The 12,756-nt window shown below is 63.6% G+C and carries 14 protein-coding genes; 6 read left to right on the top strand and 8 right to left on the bottom strand.

What is annotated here, in order from left to right; translation table 11 throughout:
* Window positions 1-2 precede the first annotated feature (2 nt).
* Window positions 3-647 (top strand): 4'-phosphopantetheinyl transferase family protein, encoded by a 645-nt coding sequence (locus BEP01S_RS07920; protein ID WP_062242073.1) that lies wholly within the window; start codon window positions 3-5, stop codon window positions 645-647.
* Between the two features lie 102 nt (window positions 648-749).
* On the opposite strand, the gene BEP01S_RS07915 is transcribed toward BEP01S_RS07920, so the two are convergent.
* A complete protein-coding gene (locus tag BEP01S_RS07915) occupies window positions 750-1,139 on the bottom strand; it encodes a hypothetical protein (RefSeq protein WP_062242071.1) in 390 nt (129 codons plus the stop codon).
* Window positions 1,136-2,530, bottom strand: coding sequence for a MocR-like pyridoxine biosynthesis transcription factor PdxR (pdxR, locus tag BEP01S_RS07910; protein ID WP_062242069.1), 1,395 nt, complete (start codon window positions 2,528-2,530; stop codon window positions 1,136-1,138). The genes BEP01S_RS07915 and pdxR overlap by 4 nt, the downstream gene beginning before the upstream one ends.
* 218 nt (window positions 2,531-2,748) lie before the next feature.
* Here pdxR and pdxS point away from each other — a divergent pair, with 218 nt between their 5' ends.
* The 3 genes from pdxS to BEP01S_RS07895 are packed head-to-tail and all read left to right on the top strand — an operon-like array spanning window position 2,749 to window position 5,820.
* On the top strand, window positions 2,749-3,630 hold the full coding sequence (pdxS, locus tag BEP01S_RS07905) for a pyridoxal 5'-phosphate synthase lyase subunit PdxS (protein ID WP_062242067.1): 882 nt from the start codon (window positions 2,749-2,751) through the stop codon (window positions 3,628-3,630).
* Complete coding sequence (pdxT, locus tag BEP01S_RS07900; protein ID WP_280512733.1) at window positions 3,627-4,208, top strand: pyridoxal 5'-phosphate synthase glutaminase subunit PdxT; 582 nt, start codon at window positions 3,627-3,629, stop codon at window positions 4,206-4,208. The genes pdxS and pdxT overlap by 4 nt, the downstream gene beginning before the upstream one ends.
* A 10-nt stretch (window positions 4,209-4,218) precedes the next feature.
* Window positions 4,219-5,820, top strand: coding sequence for a helicase HerA-like domain-containing protein (locus BEP01S_RS07895; protein WP_062242065.1), 1,602 nt, complete (start codon window positions 4,219-4,221; stop codon window positions 5,818-5,820).
* Here BEP01S_RS07895 and BEP01S_RS07890 read toward each other — a convergent pair.
* The 6 genes from BEP01S_RS07890 to BEP01S_RS07865 all read right to left on the bottom strand — a co-directional run bounded on the left by BEP01S_RS07890 (window position 5,803) and on the right by BEP01S_RS07865 (window position 10,984).
* Complete coding sequence (locus tag BEP01S_RS07890; RefSeq protein WP_167348268.1) at window positions 5,803-6,786, bottom strand: diacylglycerol/lipid kinase family protein; 984 nt, start codon at window positions 6,784-6,786, stop codon at window positions 5,803-5,805. The genes BEP01S_RS07895 and BEP01S_RS07890 overlap by 18 nt on opposite strands.
* Window positions 6,787-6,881: 95 nt before the next feature.
* Entirely contained in the window at window positions 6,882-7,991 is a 1,110-nt protein-coding gene (locus tag BEP01S_RS07885) for a winged helix DNA-binding domain-containing protein (protein WP_062242061.1), read from the bottom strand.
* A 90-nt stretch (window positions 7,992-8,081) separates the two neighbouring features.
* Window positions 8,082-9,383: a carboxylesterase family protein gene (locus tag BEP01S_RS07880; RefSeq protein ID WP_062242059.1), complete on the bottom strand. Its 1,302-nt coding sequence runs from the start codon at window positions 9,381-9,383 to the stop codon at window positions 8,082-8,084.
* A 9-nt stretch (window positions 9,384-9,392) separates the two neighbouring features.
* The gene (locus BEP01S_RS07875) at window positions 9,393-9,896 is read right to left on the bottom strand and encodes a phosphoribosyltransferase (protein WP_039210533.1); all 504 of its coding nucleotides are present in this window, start codon (window positions 9,894-9,896) and stop codon (window positions 9,393-9,395) included.
* 59 nt (window positions 9,897-9,955) lie between these two features.
* Window positions 9,956-10,423, bottom strand: coding sequence for a DUF2087 domain-containing protein (locus BEP01S_RS07870; protein WP_062242058.1), 468 nt, complete (start codon window positions 10,421-10,423; stop codon window positions 9,956-9,958).
* 198 nt (window positions 10,424-10,621) lie between these two features.
* The gene (locus BEP01S_RS07865) at window positions 10,622-10,984 is read right to left on the bottom strand and encodes a YchJ family protein (RefSeq protein ID WP_062242056.1); all 363 of its coding nucleotides are present in this window, start codon (window positions 10,982-10,984) and stop codon (window positions 10,622-10,624) included.
* 75 nt (window positions 10,985-11,059) lie between these two features.
* Here BEP01S_RS07865 and BEP01S_RS07860 point away from each other — a divergent pair, with 75 nt between their 5' ends.
* Together BEP01S_RS07860 and BEP01S_RS07855 are read left to right on the top strand one after the other, a co-directional pair.
* The gene (locus BEP01S_RS07860; RefSeq protein ID WP_062242054.1) at window positions 11,060-11,647 is read left to right on the top strand and encodes an HhH-GPD-type base excision DNA repair protein; all 588 of its coding nucleotides are present in this window, start codon (window positions 11,060-11,062) and stop codon (window positions 11,645-11,647) included.
* Between the two features lie 159 nt (window positions 11,648-11,806).
* Window positions 11,807-12,445, top strand: coding sequence for a hypothetical protein (locus BEP01S_RS07855; RefSeq protein ID WP_157070545.1), 639 nt, complete (start codon window positions 11,807-11,809; stop codon window positions 12,443-12,445).
* Window positions 12,446-12,756: the final 311 nt, after the last annotated feature.

Genomic DNA, 12,756 nt, shown 5'->3' with positions numbered 1-12,756 from the left:
CGATGGTGCACCACCCCAGTTTCACCGTACTGCCCACCGATCTTCCCGCAACGCTCGTCCTCGCCGATACCTCGGCCGAGGCGGCATGGGCGCGTGATGACGATTCCGTGCTCACCGAGCAGGAACGCAACTATGCGCGCGAATTCGACGCCGAGGCGGCCGCCACCTGGTCTGCGGGCCGTGTCGTCCTCCGCCACGTCCTCGGTGCGCATCTCGACCAGGATCCTGCTGCGATCGAGATCCGACTCGATTCGGCGGGCAAACCACGCCACGACGAGTGCGAGTTCTCGGTGTCCCGGTCGCGTCGTCTGGTCCTCGTCGCCGTCTCCGACGACCCGGTCGGGCTCGACATCGAAGCGGTGCCTGAGCGAGAAGTCGCCCTCGAGGCGATGCAGCTGCTGCACGAAAGGGAACGGGCAGAGCTCGAGGCGCTCCCCGAGGGCGACTTCGCGGAGGGTTTCGTCCGCGTGTGGGCGCGCACGGAAGCCTTCCTCAAGGCATTGAGCACGGGCCTGGCACGCGACCCGGGTCTCGACTTCATCGGCGCCGGCCCGCAGCCGAACTCACCGCATCCGGATGTCGACATCCACGATCTTGAGGCCGGTATTCCAGACGGCCACATCGCGGCCATCGCGTTCAACCGCTGACCTTCGCACTCTTCGCACCGATCAGGCGTTACAACAGATATGCGACTTCGGACGAAGACAAATATGTGCGGGCGCTTGATCGAAAACGGCTGTGCGCAGTGATCAGGAGTTCGGTGACTCGTCGTCGCTGAAGGAAGGGCCGTTCTCGCCGGTCGTGAAGATCACGGCGATGCCCAGAGAGCCCACGCCCACCAACCCGAAGAGGATCCAGGCGCCTGCGGGGTTGCTCGCTGCAGCGAGGATGAGGCCGACGACGACTGCGACGATGAGGAGTGCGTCGAAGACCATCGGGTACTTCAGATACCGCTTCTCCCCCTTTCTCACGGAATAGGAGATCTGGGTGGCGGCGCTGAGGAAGAGCAGCACCAGAGCGGTGATGACCAGCCAACGTGGGGCGAGGAAGAAGTCCTCGAGCCCGCCGACGAAGACGAAGCCGGCCACGGCCAGCAGCAGCTTGATGATGCCGTCGACTGCAAATCCCGAATTCCTCATGCCTGAATCCTACTCAACAGGGTCTTCACTTCTCCCAAGGCCTCCCGAAGCACCGAGGCCTCGACGTTCGAATGAGCGATGACCAGACCGTGCCTGACTTCATCACCGCCGGTCCAACCGCGAGCCAATGAGGCAACGAGGATGCCCCGATCGGCCAGATCTCGCAGCAGGCTCGCGGCCTGCGCCTCAGACGTTTCGATGACGAGAGTGCGACCGTCGTGGGCCAGGCCGGGAATCGGACCGATCTCGGACACGACCTCTTCGGCGGCCCGGAGCCGGCGCCGGCCACGGGAGATGCGACGGCGCAGTCCACCGGAGCCGAGGTAGGAGGCGATGGCCATCTGCAGAATCGGAGAGAACGCAGGGCCGAGTGCCGAGCGCATGCCCATGAGTCTCTCCGAGACCTTCCCACGAGCAATGACGTAACCAGTTGATACAGCTGAGGTCAGCAGAGTGGAGAAGGTGCCGATATGAACGACTTGGGCAGAGCTGCCGGTCGATGATGCGAGATCGAAGAGGGTGGGCAGTACGGTGCGGGTGAAACGGGCCTCACTGTCGTAGTCGTCCTCGATGAGGATCGCATCGCCCCGCGCCGCCCAGTCCAGCAGTCGTGCACGCTGATCGACCGGCATCGGTGTTCCGTGTGGGAACTGGTGATTCGGTGTCACGACGGCAGCGCCCACATCGGCAGGTGCCGGCGAGGATTCACCCATGTCCAGGGGCACGAGGTGCTGGTCGGACATTGCCTGCCTCAGGCCCGGGAACCCGGGATTCTCCACGGCGATGGTTCCGGGGACGCCGACGCTGAGCAGCAGCCGCAGTCCATCGCGGGACCCGCTGGTGAGGATGATCTCGTCGGGGTCGACAGCCATCCCACGAGTCAGCCGCAGATAATCAGTGATCGCCCAGCGAGCACGGGGCTGACCCAAGGGATCGATCGGACCCGGGTCAAGATCGAGCGACTCCCTCCAGGCTCGGCGAAAGGCCGGTTCGCGCAGAGGATCGTCACCGCCGAATCCCGGACGCAGGTCGACATAGTTGCGCAGGCGCCGTCTCGGCGAGTCGGGGATTCGGTTCTTCGGGCGCGCGACTGTCGAAGCTGCGGGCAGGTCGGGATTGATCCGCGTCGCCGAGCGTTCGGCCGTGACGAGGAAACCCTCCACGACGAGCTGCGCATAGGCTGTCTCCACACTGCCACGGGAGATACCGAGATGTTTGGCCAGCCGACGGCTCGACGGCACCGCGTCCCCCGGGCGCAGGGTCCCTTCGGAGATGAGCCGACGCAACTCCTGAGTGAGCTGATCCGGCAGCGGAGTCGGCAGACTCTTGTCGACGCTCACCGGCAGAGCGATGCCCTCGGCCGGAGTGTCGACCCGTGACTTCGAAACCATCAGTCGATCATAGTGCGACCACATCAATCTGGCCTAAAATACTTGCATGTTTCTGGCCCTCTCATTGAGCCACGCATCGGTTTAGGCTGGTCACGAACGGCCGTTCACTCCGAAGAACCATGATTCCTCCGACACCTGGCAGCAGTCCGAAACCGGTCTGCGCCGTGCCCGGTGTCGTCCCGGATCGACTCCGCGACAGTGAATGGACTTGCACCACAATGACCGAAACACAGACCCTCCTCAACACCGGCCTGGCTCAGATGCTCAAGGGCGGCGTCATCATGGACGTCGTCAACGAAGAGCAGGCGCGCATCGCCGAGGCGGCCGGCGCCTCTGCCGTGATGGCCCTCGAACGCGTTCCCGCCGATATCCGCGCCCAGGGCGGAGTGGCCCGGATGAGCGATCCCGATCTCATCGACTCGATCATCAGCGCCGTATCCATCCCCGTCATGGCCAAGGCCCGCATCGGACACTTCGTCGAAGCACAGATTCTCGAGACCCTCGGCGTCGACTACATCGACGAATCAGAGGTCCTCTCCCCCGCCGACTACGTCAACCACATCGACAAGTCCGTCTTCAAGGTGCCGTTCGTCTGCGGTGCGACCAACCTCGGCGAGGCTCTGCGCCGCATCACCGAAGGCGCATCGATGATCCGTTCGAAGGGCGAAGCAGGCACCGGTGACGTCTCCGAGGCGATGCGCCACCTGCGCACCATCAACTCCGAGATCCGTGCACTGGGAGCCAAGAGCGAAGACGAGCTCTACGTCGCCGCCAAGGAGATCGCTGCGCCGTACCACCTGGTCAAGCAGGTCGCCAGCCTCGGCCGTCTGCCCGTCGTGACCTTCGTGGCAGGCGGCATCGCGACCCCGGCCGACGCAGCGATGATGATGCAGCTCGGTGCCGACGGCGTCTTCGTCGGCTCCGGCATCTTCAAGTCCGGCAACCCAGAGGCCCGTGCGAAGGCCATCGTCGAGGCCACCACGCACTTCGATGACCCGGCTGCAGTGGCCAGGGCATCCCGCGGACTCGGCGATGCGATGGTCGGCATCAACGTCGCCGATGTCCCCGCACCGCACCGCCTGGCAGAGCGCGGCTGGTGAGAGTCGGCGTCCTCGCCCTCCAGGGAGCCTTCCGTGAGCATCTGCTCATGCTCGGCTCCCTGGGGGCCGACACCCTCAAGGTCACCCGATCCGAACACCTCGTCGGCATCGATGCGCTCATCCTGCCCGGCGGAGAGTCCACGGCGATGGTGCGCATCGCCGCCGGCACGGATCTCTTCGCCACTCTGCGCGAACGCATGGACGGTGGCCTGCCGGTCTTCGGCACCTGCGCGGGACTCATACTCCTCAGCGATCGGCTCAGTGACGATTCGCTGGGCGGGTTCGACCGCCTCGGCGGGCTCGATATCACCGTGGCCCGCAACGCCTACGGCAGACAGCGGGAGTCCTTCACCTCACCGTTGACGGTGCACGGACTGGACGAACCGGTTGCGGGCACGTTCATCCGTGCACCGCAGATCCTCGACCTCGGGCCCGAGATCGAGGTGCTCGCTTCGCACGATGACACGCCCGTCCTCGTCCGCCAAGGTGCGGTCTGGGGCGCCAGCTTCCACCCGGAATTGGGTACGGACGGACGAATCCATGCAGAATTCCTCCACCACCTCGGCGCCGCTGTGTAAAGATTGACACATGACTGAGCAGGCATTGCAGACACTCAAAGACGGATACACCTTCGACGGGGAAACCCTTGACCTGGGAGTCGCCCTCGACGGCGAGGATCCCTCGAAGGAGACCCCGATCTCCATCCCGCTGTCCATGCTCAACCGGCACGGCCTCGTCGCGGGCGCCACGGGAACCGGCAAGACCGTGACCCTGCAGGTGCTCGCCGAGCAGCTGTCCCGGGCCGGAGTGCCGGTCTTCGCCTCCGATATCAAGGGCGACCTCTCGGGCATCGGCGCCGCCGCCGTCGAATCCGACAAACTGCGCAAGCGCCTCGACGCCGCCGGTCAGGACTGGCAGCCCAAGAGCAATCCGACGGAGTTCTACACCCTCGGTGATTCTGGACTGGGAACTCCGCTGCGAGCGACAGTGACATCGTTCGGCCCGATCCTCCTGTCGAAGGTCCTCGAACTCAACGACACACAGGAATCCGTCCTTTCACTGGTCTTCCACTATGCCGATCAGGCAGGACTGGCACTGCTCGACCTCTCGGACCTCAAAGCCGTCCTCAACTTCCTCACTTCAGACGAAGGCAAGGCCGACCTCGAAGGCATCGGCGGAGCGTCGAAGGCCACCGTCGGAGTCATCCTGCGCAAGATCTCCGAACTCGCCGCCCAGGGCGGCGACGTGTTCTTCGGCGAACCGGAATTCGACACCGCTGATCTGCTGCGCACCGACGACAACGGTGCCGGAATCGTCTCCGTGCTCGAGCTGCAGAAGCTCAGCCAGTCGCCGGCACTGTTCTCCACATTCCTCATGTGGCTGCTGGCCGATCTGTTCCAGGACCTGCCGGAGGTCGGCGACCCCGACAAGCCCTCACTCGTGTTCTTCTTCGACGAAGCTCATCTGCTCTTCGCCGGTGCTTCGAAGGCCTTCCTTCAGTCCGTGACGCAGACGGTGCGGCTCATCCGGTCGAAGGGTGTCGGCATCTTCTTCGTCACGCAGACTCCGAAGGACGTTCCTGAGGATGTGCTCGCACAGTTGGGTTCGCGTATCCAGCACCAGCTGCGCGCGCATACACCCAACGATGCCAAAGCACTCAAGGCGACCGTACAGACCTTCCCGAAGTCCGACTACGACCTCGAAGAGCTGCTCACATCACTGGGCATCGGCGAAGCCGTGGTCACTGTCATGGATCCCGATGGTGCTCCGACTCCCGTGGCGCCGACGCGGATGCGGGCCCCGGAGTCGAAGATGGGGCCGATGAGCGAGGACGAGATCAAAGCGGCCGTCGCAGCATCGCCCCAGCATGAGAAGTACGGCACCGCGATCGACAACGAATCTGCTCGCGAGATCCTCGCCAAACGCCTCGAAGGCGGATCTGAAGCTCACGCCGAGGAGCAGCGATCGGCGCCTGCCGATGCTCCCGCCGACGGTCAGGACCGTGGCGGCTCTGCGGACAAGATCGACTTCCCAGAGGAGTCCGGCGACTCTCGGAAGAAGTCGGCGAAGAAGGATGACGAGAACATGTTCACCCAGGTCGTGAAGTCCTCGGCGTTCAAACAGTTCACGCGGACCGCCGCACGTGAGATCGCGCGCGGAATCTTCGGCACCTCACGCCGTCGGCGCTGAGACCAGCAGCTTCTTCTCGCCGGCGCTCACCCGTAGTTCCAGGCAGTCGCCGATGAGGTCTCCGTCGAGGTGTGTCGGCATCGGCGATTCGAGGGAGACCGTGATTTCCGTCGTGGAGCGATAGTTCATGAGCGGGTGTGCCTGCGGTCTGCCCTGCAGACAGACTGTGGCGATTCCTGCCCACGCTCGGCAGCGCGCGATGAGTCGGTCCGGGATCGGACCGACTCTGAGCACATTGAACGCCTCAGCATCGATACGTGCCTGAGGAAACACGGCAATGGGGCCTGCGGGACGAGCCACCTTCGACGCCATCACCGACCACACCGGTGCCGAGGCGCTTCCGCCTGTGTCCGAGGTGTCCGCTCCGCCCGATCCGTCTGCTGTGTTCAATGTGTCCACTGTGCCCACGGTGAAGTCCGCGGCGAAAAGCGCCCTGGCGGCTCCCCACGCATAGCCGAGCAGTCCTGGGGCGGAGTGGTGGTGGGCGACGGCCCGGGCGTCTCCCCCGGTTCCCGCGAGGCTGATGAATTCGGTGCGGTGCCGTCGGCCGTCGGCCCGCTGATATTCCGCAGTATTGATCGGAATGCCGCGCAGGTTCGTCGAACCGTCTCGGATGATCGATGCCACCGCACGCACGCAATGGTCGATTGCGTGTCGAGTTGAGCGGAGGCCGATATGGCGGCTGAGCACATTCGCGGTCCCGGTCGGGATGAGGAACGTCAGCATTCCCGCCTTCGCGAGCACCGGGGCTGTCGCCCGGATGGTTCCGTCTCCGCCGAGAATGATGACGGCGTCGGCTCCCCATTCGATGAGCTGTTCGGCTTGCCATCGACCTGAGCGTTCGACGCTGGTCGTCATGCTCCGGTGGTGTGCACCGGCTTTCTGCAGTTCCGGAACAAGATCGGCGTACGCCCGCCACGTCGCCGGATGATTGGGATTGAGGATGATCCCGACAGCGATGCTCATCGGTGGCGAGGCTGGTCGGTCATCCGTCTCGGCCTGGCCGGTCGACGATGTGCGGGTGCTTCGGAGTTCGTCCATTGACAGTCGTGCCTGCGCTCTCAGACGAAAGCGGGGTGGGTTTTGCTGACCGCTTCGATGGTCTTCGGGTCGACTGTCTCCCCGGGAAATGTGTCGACGAGAACTCGTGGTCCGGTCTTGCGGGGTGATCGCTTCCACGTGGCGCGTGCACGGGTGCCGGTCACGACCGTGTTCTTGAACATTCCGTTGCCTCCGGGCACAACGAGTTTTTCGTTGGCGGGGTCGAGCGTGACGCTGCGGTCTTTGTATCCGAGGATGATCTCGTCGAAACCGGGCAACAGCATGGTCTCGTGTGCCGCCTCCTCCCATTCGCTCAGTCGGTCTTCCAGATCGGGAGCGTGTACGTAGTCGATGCCGTCGATCTCGGTGCTCACGATCTCACCGGCGTCGATTCCGGCCTGTATGGCTGTTCTCATCCGTGTCTTCGGCAAGCCCGACCACCGTGTCGCGTCGTCGAGGGTCACCGGTCCGTGGCTGGTGACGAATCGTCGCATCCATTCGTGGTCGGCCGCCTCGGCGTCCAGGTGCGTGGGAGTGGGCACCCAAGCGGCGGTGAGGACGTATTTCATGTCGTCCTTGCCCTCGATCATGGGGGCTTGGACGATGATGTTCTGCAGTGCCAGGGACGTGATGAGGTACCGGGCGTGGCCGTATGAGTCTCCGGCGCCGATGGGAGCGAAAGACTCGAGCAGCTCTTCACGCGTCAGCGGTCCGCGGGCTCTGATAGCCGAGGTGGCGAGTTCCGCTGCAGTCTCGAGCATGGCGTCGGTGATGCCGAAATATTCGCGCCGCTTGGCCGTGGACTTCATGGTCCGTGCCCCGGTGAGGCCGAGTATCCAACCGATGTCCTTGGACGTGGTCAGATGGATCGTGCCGCGCTGGGTCCAGGAGCGCACGATCTCTCCGGCGTCGATGGCGGCCCGGACTGCAGCCACACCCGCAGTGACATCAGGGCCAAGACGCAGGGCGACGGAGACCAAAGCACCGCCGAGGGCTTGAGCTTGGACGCAGCCGAGATGCTCGACGACGGCACCGGCAGGTGAGAGGTCGGATCCTGTCGGTGACGAGGGCGGCGGTCCGACGAGCCCCTGTGAGATCAGACGGGCTGCCGAAATCTGATGTGCGTCCATGATCCAACGGTAGTCCACGCCGGTGACACGGCGGTTGTGAAAAGACGACAGCTCAGGTGAACGCAGACGTGGAATGCGCCGGCGAGCCGGTCAGCCCATGATGTCGACGAGACCGGGCACTGGCAAGCGCGGAAGGGTGCCCGAGGTCGTGAATTCGCCCCAGATCCGGCGCAGTTCGGGACCGGCGATACCGGTGGTCGCACCGTAGTCGAGGAAGGAGTCGTGCCAGATGTCGCCGGGGAAGATCAGCGGCAGGTCGCCGGAATGGGCGGCGTCGAAGAAGCTGCCGTCTCCGCGGGAGACGATGAGCAGGCGGGCACCTTGGCCGCCGGACATCCGGTGGCGGTCAAAGAATTCGCGCCCGGCTCGGGTGTAGACCGCGGAGGTGATTCCGGAGATCAGGGATTCGAGCATCGGCGAGGTCAGTTTGCGATCATGGAGGCGACGCAGGGCGGGGACGAAACCGGCGAAGAAGGCGATCTCACGTTCCGTGCGGGTCATGAGCACTTCGATCTTCGGTGCGACTTGGGCCCAGGCCTCGGCTGCGTCCGCACGTGTCGGCAGCGGGTATTGGCCGTAGCGGACTCCGAAGCACATTCCGGCATGCAGGCCACCGACGAGGGCGGCTTTGTGCACTTCTTCCTGCGCCTGCAGGATCTCGTCGACGCTGGCTTCCGGGTCGATCTTCTGAGCGACCTTCCCCATCGCCCAGTTCATCGCGTCCGTGCCGCCAGCCAGTCCCAAGGGGGCTGAGGCCATGAGCACTCGGTGGAAGAGTCCTTCGGTGCCTTCGGCGATCATGAGGTGGGCGCAGGCATCTGCCCCAGCGCTTTGACCGGCAATCGTGACATTGTCCGGGTTGCCGCCGAAGGCAGAGATGTTCGTCTGCACCCAGCGCAGGGCGGAGATCTGGTCGAGCACTCCGAGGTTGAGGTGTTCGTCCCGGCCCGTTCCCAGATAGCCGAGGACACCGAGGCGATAGGTCACGGACACGACGATGATGTTCTGCTCGGTGGCCAGGGCGTACGGATCGTAGATCTCCGCATCCCCGGCCCCAGCGACGTAGGCTCCGCCGTGGATCCAGACGAGGACGGGAAGTCCCGCCTCGGTGGTGGTGTCCTTCGGCATTGTCACGCTCACGCGCAGACAGTCTTCACTGATAGGAAGCCCGCCGAGCTGGTCGAAGGTCATTCCGGCGTTCGGGTCGCGGCGCAGCTGCGGGCTCGCCGGGCCGGGCTGACCGCCGTCGATGAAGTCCACAGGGGGTTCATCGATGGGAGGGAGGAAACGGCGGGCGCGGGCGTAGCGGATGCCTCGGGCGCGGATCACGTCGCCGACGACTTGGGCACGCACACGTCCGCACGGGGCGCCGATGTCCCGTGTCTCCTCCATACGGTCAGCTTACTTGTTGGCGACGACCGGAGGTTCAGCCGACCACGGGAAGACGATCCACTGATCGGTGCGCTTCCACACGAAGTCCGGGTCGATGATCGACGCGGACTTCGCGTAGATGACGGCCGACTGGGCTTCTGCGCCGTGTTTGCGCAGCAGTTCGAGGACGAGAGCCAGGGTGCGGCCGGAGTCGGCGACGTCGTCGACGACGAGCAGCTTCTTGCCCTTGATCGCTTCGATGTCGAGCATCGGGGCGAGCAGGATGGGGTCGGGCAGGGTCTCGTGGACGTCCGTATAGAACTCGACGTTGATGGCGTCGGAGAGCTTGAGCCCGAGGGCGTAGGCCAGCGCTCCGGCGGGCAGCAGTCCGCCACGGGCCACGGCGATGACGATCTCGGGATCGTAGTCGGAATCCGCGATGGTCTGCGCCATATCACGCGCTGATTGGCCGAACATGTCCCAGCTGAGAATCTCTTTTTCGTCGAGATCGGTCGAATCGGCGTGATAGGCCATGGATGCTCCTCGTGTCTGCCCGGTTGTGGTTCGAGCTTCAAGGATACGCCGTCGCCGCTTCAGCGCAGAAATACCTCGAGCCCCGCCATCTCCTGCGCTTGTGAACCGGTGTGGGTAGGCGGGCTCGGGTTGACCCAATACTCACCGGTGTGGGCATTGCGCTCGAGCAGGCGATAGTCGATGAGTTCACGCCGCAGCAGAGCGAAGTCAGGATGGAACTCCCCGAGGATGACGTTGAGCTGCTTCTCGTCGTAGACCCGGTCGGGGTCGAGGGCGGCGAGAACTTCGATGAGGACGAGCACGAGGGCACGTCGTTTCGTCGGAACGGAGACGATGTAACCGTCGGGCATGAACGTTCTCAGTGTCTTCGTCCGAAACCGCAGTATCTGCGGATCAATGCTGGAATCGGTGCTTGATTGTCCACTCTGGTTCGCGGTGAGGAGTGCGGTGCGGGCCGTGGTGAAGTTCTCACCGGTTTCGGTCATCCGCGCGCGAACGAGCTTCTTGAAATCCTTGTCCTTGGTCATGGTGTCGCTCCCTTTGGCGACCAAGTCTCCCCCAGCACGAAACCTGGTCAGGAAAACACCGTGCCGGTTTCGTCCGAGGATTCTCTCCCCTTCGCCATGCGGTCGGTGTGCTGGGAACACGACCTCGGCTGGGCGTTGGATGCGCCGACCACCAGTATAGGCACAGCCGTCATCGGTTCTCGAGGTTGTTGCTGGTTCTCAGTTCTCGAGAGCTTCGAGGTACATCCACCGTCCGGCTCTGCGGACGAATGCGGAATTCTCTTCGAGGACATGATCGCCGAGGTGGTCCCGGAATCGCGCACGGAAGTGCACTGTTCCGGTGGCGTCATCCGGTCCCCCGTCCGTGGTGGACACGATCTCGAGTCCGAGCCACGTGGTGGCGTCATCGATGCCGACGTCATCGGGTCGGGTCTTGGCGTGCCATGTGCGGAAAAGGTGGTCTTCGTGGCCGCGGACGAAGGCCGTATACCGGGAGCGCATGAGCGCCTCGGCGGTGGTGGGCCACGATTCGCCGTCGAGGGCCGGACGGCAGCAGTCGTCGTAGTCGGTACCGGGTGGCATTCCGGAGCAGGGGCAGATCATCCCCCGATGATATCGGTGCACCGACAGCGGCAGATAGCGTGCGAAGATGGAGTCATGACTTCACTGTTCCTGTCTGGAGATCCGAAGGCCGATGCACTGTTGGCCGAAGACCGCTTCGCTCTGCTCGTTGGAATGCTCCTCGATCAGCAGGTGACCATGGAGAGCGCCTTCGCCGGACCGGCCAAGCTGGCCGAACGGCTGGGAAAGCTCGATGTCGACGAGATCGCGGAGATGAATCCGGATGACTTCCTCGACATCTTCGCCCAGACTCCTGCGGTGCACCGGTTCCCGAAGTCGATGGCGGGACGCGTGCAGAAGCTGGCGGCGACCATCGTCGACGAATACGACGGCAATGTCGAGGCGATCTGGTCCGACGGCAACCCCAGCGGTGCTGAGGTCCTCAAGCGGCTGAAGAAGCTGCCCGGGTTCGGAGATCAGAAGGCCAAGATCTTCCTGGCGCTGCTCGGCAAGCAGTTCGAGCTCCAGGCCGAGGGCTGGCAGGAGGCCGCCGGTGACTACGGTGACCCGGAGGCCCGCCGCTCAATCGCCGATGTCGTCGACGATGTCACTCTGCAAGAGATCCGTGCCTTCAAGAAGCAGCAGAAGGCCGCGGCTAAGGCGGCAAAGGCCGCGAACAAATAGCGATAGCTGCTGAGGGACAGGTGCTTGCACGCACTCGGACGTGAGTTATCCACAGATTCGACTTCGCCTGTTCTAAAAAGCATGCCTGTCGAATAATGTAGGGAATCCGGGTGTCGGCCGATGGGGTCGCGCCGCAGTTGCAGACCACAGAGGCGTGGAATGAGAACTGGATCGTCCCGACCGCATCGTCGACCTGCCCAAATATTCGTTGCCGTTTTCTCCGCGCTGAGTTTGGTCTCGGTCGTCGGTTGTGCCGACAATTCTCCGGTAGCCGCGCCGACGTCGACCCTGCCCGCAGAGCAGCCCGACGCAGGGTCGACCGATAACCCCGCCGAGGTGGCCATCCCCGACTACGAAACCGACCTCACCCTCGATAAAGAGGAGAAGAAGGCCGTCGAGGGTGCCCTCGTGGCGTTTGATGGCTATTTTCGGACTGTGAATGAAGCCTATTCAGGCGACTTCTCAACTGCCAACAAGTTTCCAGATTACGCCGACGGCGCGGCCCTGAAATCCATTAATGGAGATGTCGCAGTCATAAAGGATGGTTCTTACACGTTTTCAGGCAAGGTCACTCCTACCAATATCGAAGTTGACAAAGTCGAGGCTGAGAAAGCAGTCGATAGGCCCGATTCTGTCACCGTACATTTCTGTTTTGACCTGTCGAAGTGGTCATTGTTACCCAAGGACGAATCACCTACCCCCAATGGGAGTGATCGGGTAACCATGGAGCACCTCATCCAAAGAGGTACCGACGGCTGGAAAGTCACAGATCAGTCCCTACGAGATCGCAAATGTTAAAGACAAATACTCTGATAGGTGTCTTCCTCACAGCGCTACTTACTCTGATTCTGTTTCATCCATTGCCAGCATCTGCGTCTCCTACCTGCGATATGCGGCGTATCAACAACTGTTCCGCTGACACTCCAGGAGGAGGCGGAGGAGGCTCAGACGGGGGCGGCTCTGGCGACGGAGGATCTGGAGGCCGAGGCTCCGAAGGTGGCGGCTCTGGCGGCGGTAACGGCGGCAACAACGGCGGTGGATCCGGAGGCGGCGCTGGCGGAGGAGGCGGCGGCCTGCCTGACTGCCCGACGGAAGACGTCGGCTATCTC

Source organism: Brevibacterium epidermidis NBRC 14811 (assembly GCF_001570805.1).
GTDB classification, from domain to species: Bacteria; Actinomycetota; Actinomycetes; order Actinomycetales; family Brevibacteriaceae; genus Brevibacterium; species Brevibacterium epidermidis.
Note: the sequence above shows the minus strand (reverse complement) of the source record. Positions and strands in the feature narration are given on the sequence as shown.

Coding starts and splice junctions, on each gene's coding strand:
- BEP01S_RS07920 (WP_062242073.1), top strand. CDS start 3: ATGGTGCACCACCCCAGTTTCACCGTACTGCCCACCGATCTTCCCGCA.
- BEP01S_RS07915 (WP_062242071.1), bottom strand. CDS start 1,139: ATGAGGAATTCGGGATTTGCAGTCGACGGCATCATCAAGCTGCTGCTG.
- pdxR (WP_062242069.1), bottom strand. CDS start 2,530: ATGGTTTCGAAGTCACGGGTCGACACTCCGGCCGAGGGCATCGCTCTG.
- pdxS (WP_062242067.1), top strand. CDS start 2,749: ATGACCGAAACACAGACCCTCCTCAACACCGGCCTGGCTCAGATGCTC.
- BEP01S_RS07895 (WP_062242065.1), top strand. CDS start 4,219: ATGACTGAGCAGGCATTGCAGACACTCAAAGACGGATACACCTTCGAC.
- BEP01S_RS07890 (WP_167348268.1), bottom strand. CDS start 6,786: ATGAGCATCGCTGTCGGGATCATCCTCAATCCCAATCATCCGGCGACG.
- BEP01S_RS07885 (WP_062242061.1), bottom strand. CDS start 7,991: ATGGACGCACATCAGATTTCGGCAGCCCGTCTGATCTCACAGGGGCTC.
- BEP01S_RS07880 (WP_062242059.1), bottom strand. CDS start 9,383: ATGGAGGAGACACGGGACATCGGCGCCCCGTGCGGACGTGTGCGTGCC.
- BEP01S_RS07875 (WP_039210533.1), bottom strand. CDS start 9,896: ATGGCCTATCACGCCGATTCGACCGATCTCGACGAAAAAGAGATTCTC.
- BEP01S_RS07870 (WP_062242058.1), bottom strand. CDS start 10,423: ATGACCAAGGACAAGGATTTCAAGAAGCTCGTTCGCGCGCGGATGACC.
- BEP01S_RS07865 (WP_062242056.1), bottom strand. CDS start 10,984: ATGCCACCCGGTACCGACTACGACGACTGCTGCCGTCCGGCCCTCGAC.
- BEP01S_RS07860 (WP_062242054.1), top strand. CDS start 11,060: ATGACTTCACTGTTCCTGTCTGGAGATCCGAAGGCCGATGCACTGTTG.
- BEP01S_RS07855 (WP_157070545.1), top strand. CDS start 11,807: ATGAGAACTGGATCGTCCCGACCGCATCGTCGACCTGCCCAAATATTC.